This window comes from Botryobacter ruber, assembly GCF_003347595.2.
Taxonomy (GTDB): domain Bacteria; phylum Bacteroidota; class Bacteroidia; order Cytophagales; family Hymenobacteraceae; genus Pontibacter; species Pontibacter ruber_A.
Genome location: NZ_QCZK02000053.1, coordinates 109700 through 127902, shown reverse-complemented (window position 1 = coordinate 127902; position 18203 = coordinate 109700). Strand labels below are relative to the sequence as shown.

The 18203-nt window shown below is 51.7% G+C and carries 16 protein-coding genes; 9 read left to right on the top strand and 7 right to left on the bottom strand.

Annotation, left to right across the window (positions count from 1 at the left end):
* Positions 1-50: 50 nt before the first annotated feature.
* A complete protein-coding gene (locus tag DCW36_RS17845) occupies positions 51-776 on the top strand; it encodes a 2-phosphosulfolactate phosphatase (RefSeq protein WP_114781454.1) in 726 nt (241 codons plus the stop codon).
* A 98-nt stretch (positions 777-874) separates the two neighbouring features.
* Here DCW36_RS17845 and DCW36_RS17840 read toward each other — a convergent pair whose 3' ends face one another.
* The 5 genes from DCW36_RS17840 to DCW36_RS17820 form a co-directional block, all read right to left on the bottom strand.
* Positions 875-1201 (bottom strand): nucleotide pyrophosphohydrolase, encoded by a 327-nt coding sequence (locus tag DCW36_RS17840; protein ID WP_114781453.1) that lies wholly within the window; start codon positions 1199-1201, stop codon positions 875-877.
* 17 nt (positions 1202-1218) lie between these two features.
* A complete protein-coding gene (locus DCW36_RS17835) occupies positions 1219-2070 on the bottom strand; it encodes a TonB-dependent receptor (RefSeq protein ID WP_164891170.1) in 852 nt (283 codons plus the stop codon).
* A 149-nt stretch (positions 2071-2219) separates the two neighbouring features.
* The gene (gene dtd, locus DCW36_RS17830; protein ID WP_114781451.1) at positions 2220-2672 is read right to left on the bottom strand and encodes a D-aminoacyl-tRNA deacylase; all 453 of its coding nucleotides are present in this window, start codon (positions 2670-2672) and stop codon (positions 2220-2222) included.
* 185 nt (positions 2673-2857) lie between these two features.
* The gene (locus DCW36_RS17825; RefSeq protein WP_114781450.1) at positions 2858-3505 is read right to left on the bottom strand and encodes a hypothetical protein; all 648 of its coding nucleotides are present in this window, start codon (positions 3503-3505) and stop codon (positions 2858-2860) included.
* A 416-nt stretch (positions 3506-3921) separates the two neighbouring features.
* Positions 3922-4806, bottom strand: coding sequence for a universal stress protein (locus DCW36_RS17820; RefSeq protein WP_114781449.1), 885 nt, complete (start codon positions 4804-4806; stop codon positions 3922-3924).
* A gap of 189 nt (positions 4807-4995) precedes the next feature.
* Here DCW36_RS17820 and DCW36_RS17815 point away from each other — a divergent pair, with 189 nt between their 5' ends.
* Complete coding sequence (locus DCW36_RS17815; RefSeq protein WP_114781448.1) at positions 4996-7713, top strand: hypothetical protein; 2718 nt, start codon at positions 4996-4998, stop codon at positions 7711-7713.
* Between the two features lie 97 nt (positions 7714-7810).
* On the opposite strand, the gene corA is transcribed toward DCW36_RS17815, so the two are convergent.
* Both corA and DCW36_RS17805 read right to left on the bottom strand, forming a co-directional pair.
* Entirely contained in the window at positions 7811-8932 is a 1122-nt protein-coding gene (gene corA, locus DCW36_RS17810; RefSeq protein ID WP_114781447.1) for a magnesium/cobalt transporter CorA, read from the bottom strand.
* Positions 8933-8973: 41 nt separating this feature from the next.
* Positions 8974-9576 carry an IMPACT family protein gene (locus DCW36_RS17805; RefSeq protein ID WP_114781446.1) on the bottom strand — a complete coding sequence of 201 codons (603 nt, stop codon included), beginning with the start codon at positions 9574-9576 and terminating at the stop codon, positions 8974-8976.
* A gap of 163 nt (positions 9577-9739) precedes the next feature.
* Between DCW36_RS17805 and DCW36_RS17800 the strand changes: the two genes are divergently transcribed.
* From DCW36_RS17800 to DCW36_RS17770, 7 genes are all read left to right on the top strand, one after another.
* A complete protein-coding gene (locus tag DCW36_RS17800; protein ID WP_114781445.1) occupies positions 9740-10150 on the top strand; it encodes a sugar 3,4-ketoisomerase in 411 nt (136 codons plus the stop codon).
* A 9-nt stretch (positions 10151-10159) separates the two neighbouring features.
* On the top strand, positions 10160-11278 hold the full coding sequence (locus DCW36_RS17795; protein ID WP_114781444.1) for a DegT/DnrJ/EryC1/StrS family aminotransferase: 1119 nt from the start codon (positions 10160-10162) through the stop codon (positions 11276-11278).
* A 155-nt stretch (positions 11279-11433) separates the two neighbouring features.
* Entirely contained in the window at positions 11434-12612 is a 1179-nt protein-coding gene (locus DCW36_RS17790) for an MATE family efflux transporter (RefSeq protein WP_114781443.1), read from the top strand.
* On the top strand, positions 12609-13568 hold the full coding sequence (locus DCW36_RS17785; protein WP_114781442.1) for a glycosyltransferase: 960 nt from the start codon (positions 12609-12611) through the stop codon (positions 13566-13568). The genes DCW36_RS17790 and DCW36_RS17785 overlap by 4 nt, the downstream gene beginning before the upstream one ends.
* A gap of 180 nt (positions 13569-13748) precedes the next feature.
* Positions 13749-14726, top strand: coding sequence for an acyl-ACP desaturase (locus tag DCW36_RS17780; protein WP_114781441.1), 978 nt, complete (start codon positions 13749-13751; stop codon positions 14724-14726).
* Between the two features lie 514 nt (positions 14727-15240).
* On the top strand, positions 15241-16341 hold the full coding sequence (locus DCW36_RS17775) for a vWA domain-containing protein (protein ID WP_114781440.1): 1101 nt from the start codon (positions 15241-15243) through the stop codon (positions 16339-16341).
* Between the two features lie 142 nt (positions 16342-16483).
* Complete coding sequence (locus DCW36_RS17770) at positions 16484-18004, top strand: sigma 54-interacting transcriptional regulator (protein ID WP_114781439.1); 1521 nt, start codon at positions 16484-16486, stop codon at positions 18002-18004.
* Positions 18005-18203: the final 199 nt, after the last annotated feature.

Sequence of the window (18203 nt, the reverse complement as noted above, 5' to 3'; positions counted from 1 at the left end):
ACAGCGTTCATAACTCATAACTCTTAACTCATAACTCTTAACTCCAGAAAATGCCTTCTATAGATGTTTGTTTCAGCCCGGAGCTGTTACGTTTGTATGACCTGAAAGGAAAAGCTGTTGTGGCGGTGGACATACTGCGGGCCACTTCGACCATGGTGACGGCTTTTGCACATGGCGCAGCCGATATTTACCCGGTGATGCAACTCGACGAATGCCTGGCGTTTTCAGAAAAAGGATGCCTGACGGCAGCCGAGCGCGACGGCATTAAAGCAGAAGGTTTCGACCTGGGGAATTCGCCTTTTAGCTACATGGTGCCCGAACTCAAAGGACGAACCATTGCCATTACCACCACCAACGGCACCCGCGCCATCCGCTTATCCGAAGCGGCAGAAGAGATTGTGATAGGTGCTTTCCTGAACCTGGAGACGGTAGCGCAGCACCTGCAGGAGCTTGGCCTGGATGTGATCGTGGTATGTGCCGGCTGGAAAGGCATGTTTAACCTGGAAGATACCCTGTATGCCGGCGCACTGACCGAGCGGCTGCAGGAGCAGTTTACCTTTGAAAATGATGCCACATTGGCTGCCCTTCATTTATACCAGACCGCCAAAGCAGACTTAGTAACTTACCTGCAGCAGTCTTCGCACGTACGCCGCCTGCAGCGCCTCGGCATACAGCGCGACATCGAGTTTTGCCTGCAGCACGATGTGTTTGAGGTGTTGCCTGTCTGGAAAAAGGATAAACTGGTAGACCTGAAAGCAAACCCGACGCTGGTATAACGTAAAAAAGTCTGCTGCACCTGCCACCACAGCTTCTGCTCCTCTTTGCAGGGGCGGGTGGTGCAAGTGCAGCAGACTTTTTTATATTGCTGAGCCTGTTACTGCAGCTTTTCGTTTTGTTTGTGCCGCTTGCTGTCGCGGGCGGTTTTCTTGTCCAGGTTTTTTTGCAGCGCCTCCGTCAGGTTTACGCCGGTCTGGTTGGCCAGGCAGATCACAACAAAAAGCACATCGGCCAGTTCATCGGCCAGTTGTTTGCCCTTGTCGCTTTCCTTAAACGATTGCTCGCCGTACTGCCGCGAGATAATACGGGCCACTTCGCCCACTTCTTCCGTTAAAATGGCCATGTTGGTGAGCTCGTTAAAATAACGGACGCCGTTTTCTTTTATCCAGGAGTCTACTATGGCCTGTGCTTCTTCAATGGTCATGCGTGCGAAAGGTAGCGTTATTTGCCAAATTTAATTACAAAATCTACATAAGGCACACCGATAAAAAGAACTTCGTCGGCAATATCCGGGTTGTTCAGGAAGGCCAGGTCTACCGTTATTTTTTCTCCCATAAACCGGAGACCATAGGAGTAGATGCCGTAATAATCATCTTCAGGCACCAGCCAGTTCTCGGTTACAAGTCCCACTTTACGACTCACACGCGCCATTCCGCTAAGCGTGAGTACGGGCTTTTTAGAAAAAGAACCATCTACATAGCCATAGCCTAGCCCAAGTGTCGCGTTATTATCCGGGCTGCCATACGTCACAACGCCGTAGCCAATTCCAAAACCAGCAAAGTCATCCGAAATGGTCGAGTTTACATAAAATATACCAGCTCCTGCACGAACTTTTTCACTCACAGGAAAGCTGTATTTTGGCGTCAGAAAGAAAATCGGTTCGCCTGAAAAAGTAGAGATAAGCTCAAATCCGCCGCCTATCGTGAAGTTATCGGTTAAGCCATAGTTAAAGGAGTTCAGCACCAGGTAGGTGTTCTGGTAATAAGCTTCCCCTTTCCGCAGGCTGTAGGCTGATGGCGAAAAAAGGTAGCGCGTGGCATTGGGGTTCTCAAACCAGTAAACACCTCCTTTAAAGTTAGAATTATCCAGGATCCGGAAGCTTTTTACATTGTTGGCCGGAATTTTTATTTCCCCAACACTTTCTGTCAGCAGGCGAATACCGGATTCGTCCTGGCCCAGGAAAAGGCCCTGAAACGTGGAGCCGTCTTTTGTCTCTACGAGCCAGCGCTGCCTTTGTACACCCGGCGTTTGGGTGGTATCGGTTTGGGCCGCTGCGCTACCGGGGGCAGCCATCAGAAAGATGCTAAAGCAGACTAAAAAATACAGCTGTAAGCGCTTGGTTTTTTGCTTCATAAAGTAAAAAAGGAGAGGATAACCTGCTGCTAAAGATATAGAAATGCTGCTATTTATTTGGCCTTTTCTTCTGAAATTTTTGCACTTGCTTACGCTTTGTTTTTGGAGTCGATCACGATGGTAACAGGACCGTCGTTGAGCAGCGAAACCTGCATGTCGGCTCCGAACTCGCCGGTTTGCACGGGCTTGCCCAGCGCCTGTTCCAGTAACAGGACAAACTTTTCGTAGAGCGGAACGGCAATAGCAGGCGGAGCTGCATCGGTGTAGGAGGGGCGGTTTCCTTTTTTGGTGCTGGCAAACAAGGTAAACTGGCTGATGACCAGCAGGTCGCCCTGCACATCCTGCACGCTCAGGTTCATTTTGCCAGCCTCGTCGTTAAAAATGCGGAGCTGCACCGCTTTGGCTGCCATCCATTTCAAGTCTTCGTCGGTATCGTCGGGGGTGAAGCCGGCCAGGAGCAGCAGCCCGTGGTCTATCTTTCCTTTTACTTTTTTCTCAATCGTTACGGAAGCTTCGGTTACCCGTTGGATGACTAGGCGCATATGTTTAATGTGCTGATTTTTTAATGTGTTAATGTGATAATTTGCTAAACTGCAAATGTAGTAAGCCTGTGACAGGAATGTGCGAAAAAATGATTTTTAGCTGCTAAACCAGCTATTAGCAGGAGCAGTCATACGCCTTATTACATTAACCCATTAGCACATTAACACATTAAAAAATCAGCACATTAATCCACGTAGCCTTCGTAGCGGATGCGCTTTACTTTGCCGTTTTTCAGGTAAAAGCGCAGCGAGGCAGGGGCGCCTTCCATGGATGTAGCGACCACTTCCGAATTGGTTTGCATGATCCGCACATCGAAGTTTTTCAGCTTGTTCATCAGTTCAGGCTGGCTCATGCCCACTTTCATGTTGTTGCGGAGCACGATGCCGTTGCTGTGGATATCGGCCACCTGCAGGAGCAGGTCGCCGGTCTGGGTGGGGGCGTAGAGTTCGATCATCGAATCGCCGAACCGGATAATATAAATCGTATCGGTAACGGAGGCGCGGTGAGTATTTTCTATTGGCTCTGCCTCCAGGGTAAAATCAGCGTTGATGCGTGCAAAATAGGCATTCAGGCTCCTGCTCTGCCTGTAATCGGCCAGGAAGGGGTTGCCCAGCAGGTCGATGGTTCGGTTAGCGGGTGCCAGCGCCTTGCGTTTTGCGGCAGCTGTATCGGGCCGGCTGTTCCGCATTTCATCCTCTACCGGGATGTCGCCATGTTCTGTTGTGCCGGTACTGCAGGCCCCGGAAACGGTGCTGAAAAAAAACAACAGCGCGACAAGCCGTACACGCAGCATGTACTTGCCAGGGAGGCTGTTGTAAAAAAAGTAAAACATGGTAACAACGCTAGAGAATGAGGCCGAGATTATACCTCTTACATACGAGAACAATACCTATAAAAGTTGTTGCCTTTTTTAGGGGAACACGCCTATAGTAGCTGCGAAGGAAAACGTATAACTGCGGCGCAAATATCAGCAATTATGTAATTCCAACAAATAGCAAACAGAACTTATAAGTTTCCCGAAACTGTACCGGTAACAGTTCGAAGAAGCGCTGCCGGAAAGACTGCGCAGCAACTGAGGCTGTGGTGGCAGGTGCAGAAAACATTTTCAGCATGTTGAGCAAAAAAGCCGGGCAGCAGCGGCTGTGGTGGCTGGTGCAGCAGAACGAAAAAGGAGCACTGCCCGCTGCGGAAGCGGAAACCTGACGGAAAATAATTTTCTGCGATCAACTTACTTCTTTCCCGAAAAGCTTAGGCAGGTTTTTGTTTACTGTGAAAGATGAGCAGCGGCACGTTGGCTTCAAGCACCAGTTTGTTGGCCAGACTCGGGTGCAGGATGCTGTCCAGCAGGTTGCGTTCGCGGGTTGTTAGCGCCACCAGGTTGATGTTTTCCCGGTTCACCAGTTCCAGCAGGGCTTCGGCAACATCGTCCCCCTCCAGTAGCCTGAACTGGATGTTGGAAGCATAGCCCGCGTGCTGAAGTTTTTTCCGTAAGGCAGCAAGCTTTTCGGAGTCGGCGGGAATGGTGCCGTCTGAGATGTGGATGCAGATAATAGACGCGTTGAAAGGCTGCAGCAGTTCTGCCAGTGTTTCTATTGCCTCGGTGTCTGTTTTGTCGAAGTCGGTTGCATAGAGCACATTCCGGAAGGCGGCTCCCTGGTACATTCGTGGAACAGTAAGAACCGGAACCGTAATTTCTTTGAGTACATGGGTAACGATAGTGCCGAACAGGGAGCGGGCCAGGTTGGGTTCGCCTTTGGTGCCCATCACTACCAGTGTGGGGTTATAGCCTTTAAGCTGGGCCGGAATTACTTCTTCGGGCAGGCCATACATAAAGGCCCGCTCCAGTACCAGCTTTTGCCCGGCTGCCCTTGTTTTGAGCAGTATACTGTTGTAAAGTTCGTCGAGTTGCTGCTGTGCCTCTGTTTCGTTGCGGTGCAACACTTGTTCGGTTACCACTTCCGTAGACGAAAGGCTTGTTTCGGGTTCGAGAGAGTTGCCCTCCGTGAGGTAGTCCTGGAAACAGTGCAGCAGCAAAAGGTGAGCACCCGGTTCTGCGGCCGCCAGCGTAAGGGCATACGTAACGGCGGCGTCGGAACATTCGGAGAAATCAACAGGAAGTAAAATTTTAAGCATAGCACCAGTCTTTTTTGGCCTTTGTATACGGAGCCGCGCTAATTTGTGTAGCTCAAAATCCGAATTTATCTCGCGCCTTTCCAGTTGTGTTTCCTGCCTTATAAAATTTCGGATAAACGTTATAACAAAGCAGTCACACCCGGCATGTTTCATTTTTTCGGTTAATTTTGTGACCTCTAAACGCTTGGAATGACAAAACGGATTATCTTCTATTTTATTGGTTTTGTTGTGCTGGTTTCGCTGGCATACTACAGCTTTAGCCTGTGGCGTGACTCCAGGGAAAAGATTGATCTGTGGACGCTGGTGCCTGAAGATGCGGTGTTTGTGCTGGAAACAAACAACCATGCCCAACTGGTGGAGCACCTGAAAGAAACCCAACTGTGGGACAATTTTTCGGTGCTGCCTTTTGCGCTGCGCCTGCAGGAAAACCTGGCTTGGCTCGACAGCATCTCCCCCGGAAACCAGCGGCTGGAGCGTTTCCTCGATAAAAAAGATATCCTGACCTCGGTGCATGTGGTGGGGAAGTCGGAGGTGCAGTTTGTGTTTTACCTGCCTGTAAATTCTGTTGGCGAACACCGCTTCCTGCGCACGCTCACCGAAAACATTGTCAGGAGCGGCACTTTCCAGGAAGACCTGCGGGAGTACCAGGGCCAAACGCTGACCGATGTGAAAAACACAGTCATCGGCACCGGCTTTACCTTTTTCTCCTACCACAACCACATCATCCTCAGCTCCTCGCCAACGCTGATCGAAGGAATTGTGCGTCGGATAAACAGCGGCAACCTGACTTCTGTTGCGGCCGATTTTAAAAGTTCCAATTACCTGCGGCAGCCGGATGTGTATGCCAATGTTTTTATCAATTACAGGACGCTGCCGCAATTGCTGGGCCTGTTTCTGCGCGAAGAACTCATGCCGGAAGTGCGGCACCTGGCCAGCTTCAGCCAGAACGGGATGCTGGGGCTGAAGCTGGAAGAAAACAGGTTGTTTCTGAATGGTTTCTCAAAACCGGAGGAGCTCAAAGATTCGTTTCATATGCGTTTAAGGCCCCAGAAGCCCAGGCCGCTGGAGGTACGGGAATACCTGCCCAACCGGACGGCGGTGCTGCTGCACTTCGGGGCGGAACAGGTGGCACGGCTCCGGGAGCAGCCCCGGGCAGCCGGTTCCATTTATGCCGGCACCCTCGACAGCCTTGCCAATACGTTTACCCAGGAGGTGGCGCTGGCCTACCTGGAATCCTACAACATCAACGCCAGTCCCGATAAAATCATCCTGGCGCATACAGGTAATATGGCCGCCACCACAGCCCTGCTGAAGAAGCTGAGCGAGCAGGTAAACAAAGCCAAAAAGCAGACTTCCTTTACCGAAAAATATGGCAGCTACACCATAGAGCAGGTAAAGATCCCGGACCTTCCGGCACAACTCTTCGGGAAAATTTTTGTCGGTTTTGAGCAATGCTACGTGGCGCAGGTAGATGAGTACCTGCTGATTGCTGCCGAGCAGTCTACCTTGCGAGGCGTGCTGGACGATATGGCCGCTGAAAACGTGTGGGGAAAATCGGCCTTGCAGAAGGTGCTGCTGGAAGAGACGCTGCAGGAGGGCAACTTCAGCCTGTTCATCAATACTGTAAATGCCTGGTACATCCTGAACCGTTACATGACCGAAGAAAGCCGGGAAAAGCTACTGCAGCAGGCTTCGCTTATCAAGCGCTTCAACCATATTACCCTGCAATTCTCGAAAGCCGAAAAGCAGTATTACACGAGCCTGCTCATCCGTAAAGAGCCCACCATTGATGTGCTGGGGGAAGAAGAATTTACCGAAGATGCCGTTATTTCTTTTAACAGCAGGCTTACGACCATGCCGTTCCCGGTGCAAAACGCCATCGACAGAAGCCGCGAGGTAGTGGTACAGGATTCGGCGCATGTGCTGCATAACATCCTGGCCAACGGGAACAGGGGCTGGGTAGATTCGGTTGGGAGCCCGGTGCAGGGACCGGTGCAACAGCTGGAGTTTGGGCCGGACAACAAGCTGCGTTACATTTTTGCTACCACCAACCGGATTCATGCCATTGATAACCAGGGCAAGCGCCTCGAGAATTTTCCGTTTAACCTGAGCGATTCGCTGCACATACAACGCCTGTCGGTGTTTGATTACGAGAAAGACGGCAACTACCGTTTGCTGGTGGACGATAACCTGGGCAACCTGTACATGTACAGCATCCGGGGCGAGGCCATTGAAGGCTGGCAACCCCGCCGCATGGACTACAGGCTGGCGGCACCGCCCCAGCACCTGCGCATCGGGAACCGCGATGTGATCCTGGTGGTGCTGGAAAATGGCTACATCTATGCCCTGAACAGGCGGGGAGAGGCTTATCCCGGTTTCCCGTTCAGCCTGCGCGTGCCGGTAGCTTCCGGTGCCTTCGCCCGGACGGGGGCCGACTTACGAAAAACGGAAATAACAACCGTGACCCGTTACGGCGATGTGGTGGTATTTAACCTGCAGGGGCGGGTGCTGCGCCGCGAGCAGCTCCTGCGGCCCAGCAAAAGCGCTTTCTTTGAGTTGGTGCCCGACCAGAACGGGAAGTCGTTTGTAATCGTGCGGCAGGACCAGGGGCGTGTTACCCTCTTCGACCAGGACCTGAACGAGCTGTTTGAGAAGCGCTATGTAACGTCGGCGGCTAAACTGGTGCAGTACTTCCATTTTGGCGGCGACAAAAAAATATATGCCATCACCGAAACGGGTCCTCAGAAAACCTATCTCTACAACGCCAACGCCAACCTGATCCACAACACCATCCTGGAGAGTAGCCAGCCTGTTACCATCTACTACAACGATGCCTCCAACAGCTACACCCTTTACAAGGTAGACAGGCGGGAGCTGAAGCAGCTAAGCTTTAAATCAGGGCGATGATGCTCGTTTTTATTTGCTGCACCTGCCACCACAGCCTCACCTCAGCAAAAAAGTATTCATAAAACGTACTGCAGCTGCCACCATTCCCGCTGCTCCTCTATAAGTTCTTAAGCCAGCCTTTCCGGTAAAAAAAGTAGATCTGGAAAGCCATCAGCACCGCCATCAGACCCATCAGGATGGGATAGGCATAGGGCTGATAGAGCTCGGGCATGCTGTAACGATACACCTCGCCTGTTTCCGGGTTTTCGCGGGCGAAGTTCATGCCGTACAAACCGGCAATAAAACTCAGCGGGATAAAAATGCTGGAGATAATGGTGAGTACTTTCATGATCTCGTTCATGCGGTTGCTCACTGTAGACATGTACAGGTCTACCAAGCTGGTGGTCATGTCTTTGTGGCTGTCGATGAGGTCAATCAGCTGGATGGTGTGGTCGTAGGCATCGCGGAAATAGGCTTTCAGGTTTTCGGGTACCTCTTCCATCCGGAGGAGCTCCATCAGTTTGTCGCGCTCCGGCCAGGCAATGCGACGCATTTTGATCAGCTCATTCTTCAGGTGAAGGATGTTCCGCAAGGTTTGTTTAGACGATACCTCGAGTACTTTCTGCTCCAGCTCATCGATGTAGTTGCCGATCTGGGCTATGACCGGGAAGTAGTAATCCAGCACCACATCCATCATTGCATAAGCCATGTACACCGGGGGGCGCTGCCGGATAATGCCCCTTCCCACCCGGATGCGCTCCCGCAGCGGGTCCAGGCAGTCTTCGTAATCGCTTTGCAGCGTAATAACAAAATTAGAGTTGGTAAAGAGCGAGAGCTGCACATCTACCAGCGTACGTTCTGTTTCTGACCAGCGCAGCATGCGGGTAATGATAAACAGGCCATCCTGGTACTCCTCCACCTTCGGGCGCTGGTAATCGTTTATCACATCCTCCATCTGCAGCGGATGTATATCGAAATCCTGCACCAGTTGCTCCAGCAGGTTCAGGTTGCCATAGCCTCTTATGTCGATCCAGTGCATGGCCTCGGGTTGCTCCCGCACCAGTTTTACCAGCTGTTCGTAAGTAGTCAGTTCCTGTTCCACAAACATCTTGTCGTTGAAAGACATCAGGAAGAAACGTGGCGTAATAGCTTCTGACGGGACAAACAACAAACCTGGCTTGCTACCTGCCTGCCGGTCTAATATTTTGTGCCTCGACCGCCTGTGCTTGCGTTTGGACATAGAATTGGTTTGGTTGTGCTTATTGTTAATTAATGTGCTAACTACTCTTTTACCGAAACGGTTACACCCGTTATATCGCCTAGCCGTGCGGTAACTTCCTCCTGCAGCATCCGGCGCACCTCCAGTGTCAGGCGGCAGTCCAGTTCAAACTGCTGCTCCCGCACGTCCAGCCCGTACTCTTTTACCAGGCTCATCACATCGTTCATCTGCGGATATTCAAAGTATACTTCCAAGAGGGCTGTTTCGTGTTTTTCTACCACCGTGGCGTTGGCCAGGGCTTCGGCTGTGGCTGTTTTATAGGCCGTAATCAGGCCGCTCACGCCCAGCTTTGTGCCACCAAAATAGCGCACCACCACTACCAGCACATTACTCAGATCCGCCGACCGTATCTGGCCCAGTATCGGGTCGCCGGCGGAGTGGTTGGGCTCGCCGTCGTCGTTGGCGCGGTAGCGGCTTTTGTCGGCACCCAGCGTGTAGGCGTAGCAATGGTGACGGGCATCGTAGTACTTTTTTTTGAGGTCGGCATAAATTTCTTTTATCTCTTCTTCGGACGTAACAGGGAAGGCTAAGGCGATAAACTTGCTCCCTTTTTCCTTGTAAAGTCCTTCTGAGGGGGCGGCTATGGTGCGGTAGGTGTCGTGCATGGTAAAGAAAGTAGCGGCTTTCGCTGCAAAGTTTAGTAATTTTAGCCGGTCCGGGCAATGTTTTGCCCGAATTCAGTTTGTATAAATTTAACTTGTTTAACTTGCGGGAGTACCTGCTACTGCTGATCCGGATGCCGGTACTGCCCCTGTTCAACTACTAAAGATGCCGCAAAACGTACCACACCTGCTTTATTTCGATAGTATCGGCCTGCCCGAAGAAGGCTACATTTCCACCACCCAGCAGGCTGAAAAGATACCTTTCCAGGTCAAACGGGTTTTCTGGACTTATAATACACCGGCAGGCGTGGTGCGGGGGAGGCATGCCCATAAACAGACAGAGCAGGTGCTGGTAGCCCTGAACGGCACTATCCGGGTAGAGGTGGAGTCGGGAGCGGGCGAGGCTGCTGTGTTTGTACTGGATGCTCCGGATAAAGGCCTGTACCTGCCCCCCCTGCACTGGACGCGTATCCATATTTCTGAAGGGGCGGTTTTGCTCAGCCTGGCTTCCACGGATTATGTAGAGGAAGATTATATCCGCGACTACGACGTTTTTCTGCAGGAAGTCCGCCAATAGAAGAAGGAGATGAACCAGCCAGTACCATTTTTTCAGTTTCGCGATTTCCCGGCGGGGATGCAGCAGCAGGTGGAGCAGACCCTGGTGGAGACTGCCCGTAAGGCCCATTACATACTCGGGCCGGAAGTGCAGCAGTTTGAGCAGGAGTTCGGGCAGTTTTTAGGAGGTGCAGAAACTGTGATGGGAGTGGGTAACGGCTACGATGCGCTGGTGATCTGCCTGAAAGCCCTGGGAATTGGCCCCGGCGACGAAGTGATTGTGCCTTCCAATGGCTACCGGGCTACGGTAAATGCCGTGCTGCAGGCCGGGGCAACGCCGGTGCTGGCCGAACCCGATGCGTTAACTTATAACATGACGGCAGAAGGCGCGCGAAAGGTCATCACTTCCAGCACAAAAGCACTGCTCCCGGTGCACCTGTACGGGCAGGCTTGCGAGATGGAGCCGCTGCTGGACCTGGCAAAAGCGCAGCAGCTGTTTGTGATAGAAGACGCCGCGCAGGCACATGGCGCAGCGTACAAAGGAAAGCAAGCCGGTACCTTTGGCCATTGCAACGCCTTCAGCTTTTATCCTACCAAAAACCTGGGCGCCCTGGGCGATGGGGGAGCGGTCGTGACGGCTGACGAAGAACTGGCTGCTTTTGTGCGGATGTACCGCAACTACGGCGAGCGGCACAAGTACCAGAGCGAGGTGGTGGGTGTGAATTCACGGCTGGATGAGCTGCAGGCAGCGGTGCTGCGGGTAAAGCTGTGGTGGCTGGAGCAGCTGAATGCCGAAAGGCAGCGGTTGGCTGGCGTATACCTGCAGAAGCTGCAAGGTACCGGCGATTTGCTGCTTCCGGTAACGGCAAAAGACTGCAGCCACTGTTACCACATCTTCTGCATCCGGACAAGTTACCGCGACCAGTTGCAACAGTGGTTAACGGAGCAGGGGGTGCAGACGGCCATCCATTACCCGGTACCGGTACACCTGCAGGCAGCTTACCGGTTTCTAAACTTCAGGCAGGGCGATTTTCCGGTTGCCGAAGAGCTTGCCGCCACCAGTTTGAGTCTGCCGCTCTTCCCGGGGCTGCGGGAGGAGGAGCAGGCCAGGGTGGTACAGGCGGTGAAGCAGTTTTTTGAAAGTATTTAAGGCACAGCCCTGGCAGATTTGCGCCGAACGGTACTTTTTTCTGTACTTTACAGGCTGATTCCGCTTTGCGAATGCTCCGACGTCTAAAATCTTCTTTGTGGTCTTTCTGCTCCATTGCGGTACGTGCTGTGTCCAGCCTGGCTGTCAATAAACTTATGGCGGCCTTTTACGGGCCAAACGGCATCACGCTTTATTCTCATTTCCAGAACCTGATTGCCATTATAACCACCGTGCCCGATGGGGGCATCAACATCGGTACGATCCGGTTCCTGGCCACCGAAGATCCCCGGGCTTTGGCTTACAGGCAGTATTTCTGGGCGGGCATGGTGCTTAACCTGCTGTGCATCCTGGTGGCCATAGGCATCATCCTGGGTTTCCCGGGATATTACCTGGAAGTGTTTTTCGAAACCATTGGAGCAGGAAATACCTGGTGGTGGGTGGCGGGCTTTGCCCTGGTAAGCACGTTGCTGACCTACACACTCTTCCTGCTGGCGGTGCTGCTCTCGCGGCGGGTGCTGAAGTGGCATGTGGCGGGCACTGGTGTGAGCAGCCTGGGTGGTCTGGCTGCTGTTTTTTTCCTGGGCGGAAAACTGTCGGTAGGAGCGGTGCTGCTGTTTGTGCTGGCAGGGCAGTCGCTTGCTTTTTTCTTCCTGGTGCCTGTGCTCCTGTACCAGGGGATGATTCCTGCTTTTAAAAGTCTTTCCATTCCCAGGGCAATCTATAAAGATATTGGCAAGTACATCCTGATGGCCTTAAGTGCGGTGGTGTGCCTGAAGCTGACGAACTTTTTTATCCGCGACTTTATTATTTCCCGCTTCGGCCTCTACGACACGGGTTTGTGGCAGGCCGTTGTAAAGGTGTCGGAAAACTACAGCCTGGTGTACAACGCCGTTCTGGGGATGCTCTACTTCCCCCGCATCGCGGCGCTCGTAAACGAAGAGGAGAGCCTGCAAAAGTACGTCCGGAATACGTTTTACCTCGTTTTTCCCGGGCTGGCAGTCGCTTTGTTGCTGGTGTACCTGCTGCGGGAGTGGGTGCTGCTGCTGCTTTTTAACAAAGACTTTGTGGTAGCGCAATACCTGTTCGACTACCAGCTGCTGGGCGATTTCTTCCGAATGTGGAGCATTGTGCTTACCAACCTGATCGTGGTGAAGGCGAACGTGAAGCTCTACATTGGCTGGCAGATTACGTCTGCTGTCTTTTACATCGGGCTGGTGTTCCTGCTCACAGAGCCGTTCGGGCTGGAGGGCATCACCATCGCACATGCGCTGCGGTATGCGGCTGTGCTGGCTTTCAGTATGATTTATTACCATAAGTACATCCGGCTAAAATGACTCTACCGCTAGTTTCTGTTATCTGCCTTTGCTACAACCACGAACGCTTTATTGCCGAGGCGCTCGACTCGGTGCTGGCGCAAACCTACCCGAACCTCGAGATTATCATCGTAGACGACTGCAGCACCGACAACAGCGTTGCCCTTATCGAAGCTTACTGCCGGAAACACCCGCAGCTGCGCTTCATCAGCACGGGCCACAACAGGGGCAACTGTGCCGCTTTTAACATGGGTTTTCGCGCCTCCTCCGGCGCCTTTCTCATCGACTTCGCCACCGACGATGTTTTGCTGCCCGACCGCATCGAAAAGCAGGTTGCTGCTTTCACCACAGTCTCTGCTGATTACGGCGTGGTGTATTCCGATGCCGAGTACATCGACGATGACTCCCGCCACCTGGGCTACCACTGCCAGCGCGATGCACAGGGAAACGTAACCTCCTTCGCCCCCTCCGGCGACATCTTCAGCTACCTGGTGGCCCGCTACTTTATCTGTCCGCCTACCATGTTCATCCGGCGTGAAGTGCTGGAAGAGCTGAACGGCTACGACGAAACGCTGGCTTACGAAGACTTCGATTTCTGGGTAAGGTCATCACGGCACTACAAATATTATTTTTTAGATGAGGTGACGACCAAACGGCGGGTGCATGCGCATGCCATGTCGCGGGGGTGGTACAGGCGCGGGAACAGGTTGCTGGGTTCTACCGTAAAGGTATGCGAAAAGGCCATGGCGCTGGTGCAAACCCCGGAAGAAGAGGCAGCGCTGGCACAACGGCTGCAGTACGAGGCCCGGCAGGCTTACTTTACAGGCAATTTTACAGAAGCGGAAATACTGCTAAACATGCTGCAGCTCCTGCAGCCTTTACCGCCCCTGTACAGGGTGCTCAGGCTATTTAACAAGTATAAAATTAATTTAAGTTCGGTTCGTCATATTTACTACAGGTTAAAGTACAAACGCTGAACGCTGTCCGGAATTAACAAACATAAACTGATAATTTATCTGACATACCTGGCGGTTTTACGTAAGTATAAACTCCCGGTATTCAGGAGGAGACGAAAAACAGATGTTAGTATTTTCTTATTCCTTACCATGATATTGGTTTATTTAAGTATATTTGACGTTTATAATATTAATTAAGAAATGATTACAGCTGTCGCCTCACGGAACGAAGTATTAAAATGGATGGAAGATTTCGTATACGAGAAGTATACTGAATTTATGAAAACGGTTGAAGAAAGCTGGCAACCAGCCGACTTGCTTCCGGATGCCCGCGTTGAAAACTTTTTCTCCGAGATTAAAAATCTGCAGGAACGTGCCCGCGATTTGTCTTACGACTTACTGGCTGTGCTGGTAGGCGATACCATTACAGAAGAAGCGCTTCCTACTTACGAAAGCTGGCTGATGCAGATAGAAGGTTTGTCTAAAAATCCGGACAGCCCCTGGATGCGCTGGAACCGCAGCTGGACAGCCGAGGAAAACCGCCACGGCGATCTGCTGAACCGCTACCTGTACCTGACAGGCCGCATCAACATGCGCGAAATGGAAGCCTCTACCCAGTACCTGATTGCCGACGGTTTCGACATACAAACCGACCACGACCCCTACCGCAGTTTTGTTTACACCAGTTTCCAGGAAACAGCCACCAATATTTCGCACCGCCGCGTAGCCCAGATTGCCAAGAAACAGGGCGATGCCGTGCTGGCAAAGCTCTGCGGACACGTAGCCGCCGACGAAGCCCGTCATGCCAAAGCGTACAAGGCATTTGTAGGAAAAATATTTGAAGCCGACCCAAGCGAGATGATGCTGGCTTTTGAAGACATGATGCGTAAAAAGATCGTAATGCCTGCCCACTACATGCGCGAACTGGGTGTGGAAGTTGGCAAAACTTTCGGCCATTTTACAGATGCTGCCCAACGCATCGGCGTTTATACCGCTTCCGATTATACCAACATCCTCGACGAACTGATTAAGGACTGGAAAATCGAAAGCATTGGTGGACTGAACGAGGCTGGCGAACGAGCCCGGGATTATGTGATGGCCTTACCAAACAGGCTAAAGCGTGTAGCCGATCGCATGAAGGCGCCGACGCTCGAGTATAAATTCCGCTGGATAGATTAGTCCAACATAGATCTATAAAACACAGAAGCCTGTTACACTTGTAGCAGGCTTCTGTGTTTTTATGCCAGTTCCAAACAAAAAGGTAGGCGGAATGTTCTTTAGGTTCATCTGCCATCTTTTCAATACAAGCCGGAATAGTTTTTCTGTTTGCTAAAATTTTAGTAGATTATTTCGTATGTATTACCACCCCACCTTCTGCTTCGACTGGAGCCCGGAAGGAGCAGAGGCTGTGGTGGCTGGTGCAGCAGAATTAAAGTTGCATAAAAGTGGCTAATATTACATAGTATTATTTAGTTGCTTCCATATAACTATTTCTTCCTCCTGTCATCCCGGAGGTTGAAAATCCCGAACTTGATTCGGGGGATCGTGTGGGCTAGCTGGAGAAACATCTGCTAAAAGCCGAATCATAATGGAAGGACCTTTTTACTATTTGGTATAAGAGAAAGGACGTAAGTGTAGTGGAGTTTGTAGCGTATGGCTGCTGTAAGCAGCAGTTTAGTTAATGTATCAGAATATGAGTGTAGGATTCCGTTTTTCAGATTATGTACCACCGCAGGACGATAAGCCAGGCTTTGAGTCGTTGCTGAAGATTTTTTTGCAGTTGATAACCATTACCTCCGGCGATGTGGCGGAAGCGCTGTCGTGGATGAACTCGCTCGACAAGCAGTACGGCCTCACCTCCGACAGCTACGGCATGGGCGATTTTATAGAGGACCTGAAAAAGAATGGTTACCTCGACGACGATCCCCAGAAAAAAGGTGGCTTAAAAATAAGTGCCAAAGGCGAGCAGAGCATCCGGAAAAGTGCCCTGGAAGAAATTTTCGGTAAGCTGAAGAAAGGGGGCAAAGGGAGCCATGCCACTCCGCATACCGGTGCGGGTGATGAGGCCAGTACCGACATGCGCGAATACCGTTTCGGCGATTCCCTGGAGCAAATTTCCATGACCGACTCGCTGCGCAATGCCCAGATAAACCACGGCCTTTCCGACTTTATGCTCACGGAGCAGGACCTGGAAGTAACCGAGACGGAGCATAAAACGCAGGCCGCCACGGTGCTCATGATCGATATTTCGCACTCCATGATCCTCTATGGCGAAGACCGCATCACGCCTGCCAAAAAAGTAGCCATGGCACTGGCCGAGCTGGTCAAGCAGAAGTACCCGAAAGATTTTCTGGACGTGATTGTGTTCGGTAACGATGCCTGGCAGATAGAGATCAAGGATTTGCCTTACCTGGAGGTGGGCCCTTACCACACCAACACGGTGGCAGGGCTGGAACTGGCGATGGACCTGCTGCGGAAGCGCAAAACGCCCAACAAGCAGATCTTCATGATTACCGACGGCAAACCCACCTGCCTGAAAGAAGGAACCCGCTACTACAAAAACAGCTTCGGCCTGGACCGCAAAGTGGTAAACAAAACTATCAACCTGGCCGCCCAGTGCCGCAAACTAAAAATTCCCATCACCACGTTCATGATTGCCTCCGACCCTTACCTGCAGCAGTTCGTAGACGAGTTCACGAAAGTTAACAACGGCCAGGCCTACTACAGCAGCCTGAAAGGTCTGGGCCACATGGTGTTCCGGGATTATAAGCAGAACAGGCGGAAGACGTTTTAGAGGTTTGTCTGAATCAGGATTTACAGGATTTTTGGATTAACAGGATGCAGAACAAATCCTGAAAATTTAATAATTCTGTAAATCCTGATTCAGACAGAAACACGCCATTTATTTTTCATCCGAAAGAAATAACAAAAACTACATGCGTTATAAAGACATCCCATCCGAAAACTTACTCAAGATAAAAACACTGGGCCAGTTGAAAGCAGCCGGCTACAAACCACAAACCGTAAAACAGGAACTGCGCCACAACCTTATCCAGAAGCTGCAGCAGAAAGAGGAGGTGTTTCCGGGCATCTGGGGCTATGAAGAAACGGTTATTCCGGATATGCAGCGGGCTATCCTGTCGATGCATCACGTGAACCTGCTGGGCTTGCGGGGGCAGGCCAAAACCCGTATTGCCCGCATGATGGTGGATTTGCTGGACGAGTACATTCCTGTGGTGCAGGGCTCGGAGCTGAACGATGACCCGCTGCACCCGCTGTCGCGCTACGCCAAAGATTACGTGCACGAGCACGGCGACGATACTCCTATCTCTTGGCTTCACCGCAGCGACCGCTACACCGAAAAACTGGCTACCCCTGACGTGTCGGTAGCTGACCTTATTGGCGATGCGGACCCGATTAAAGCGGCTACCCTGAAGCTGCCGTATTCCGACGAGCGCGTAATTCACTTTGGGTTGATACCCCGTTCGCACCGCGGCATTTTCGTGATAAACGAGCTGCCCGATTTGCAGGCACGCATCCAAGTGGCACTGTTCAACATCCTGCAGGAAGGCGATATCCAGATTCGTGGCTTTAAGGTGCGCCTGCCGCTCGACATCCAGTTCATTTTCACGGCCAACCCTGAAGACTATACCAACCGTGGCTCCATCGTCACGCCGCTCAAGGACCGCATCGATAGCCAGATTATCACGCACTACCCTAAAACCATTGAGGTGGGCCGGAAGATTACGAAGCAGGAGGCGCACATCAAAAAAGAGCAGGAGAAACTGGTACAGACAAACGAACTGGTAAGCGACCTGGTAGAGCAGATTGCCTTTGAAGCCCGTGAGAGTGAATATGTGGATGCCAAAAGTGGCGTGTCTGCCCGTTTAACCATCTCTGCTTTCGAGAACCTGGTGAGCGCTGCCGAGCGCCGGGCGCTGATGAACGGCGAGACCAGTACTTATATTCGCGTGTCGGATTTTATGAGCACCATCCCGTCGGTAACCGGTAAAGTGGAGCTGGTATACGAAGGCGAGCAGGAGGGAGCCGGGCATGTGGCGCAAATCCTGATGGGAAAAGCCATCCGCACCCAATTCCTGAAATACTTCCCCGACCCGGACAAAGCCAAGAAAGCAAAGAACACGCCGAGCCCTTACAAGAAAATTGTTGGCTGGTTTAGCGACGGCAATACGCTGGATATCCTGAACGACGCGTCGGATGCGGATTACAAAACAGCTTTACAAAATGTTCCCGGCCTGGCAGAGCTGGTAGAAAAACAGCAACCGAAAGCAGACGAGAAAGAAAAGCTCTTCCTGATGGAGTTTGCGCTGCACGGCCTGGCCGAACACAGCCAGCTCAGCAAAAACAAGCTCACTACCGGGCTGCAGTTCAAAGACCTGCTCAGCGGCATGTTCACCATGCCGTCGTTTGGGGAGGAGGATGATGATAATTATTAGAGTTGGGAAAATCCATTGATGGCTAATTTTGTTCGGAAGAATCAAAAACAGGTGCGCTAGTGCGAGCTTGTAGCTCGTACTTTCTTAATACTTTGGAATCCAAATACAAGTAGCTCAAGGCAACAAGACTGCTGTAAGTACGAGCAACAAGCTCGCACTAGCGAAAGCAAGTTTTTTACATGCCAGAGTTTGGAAACAG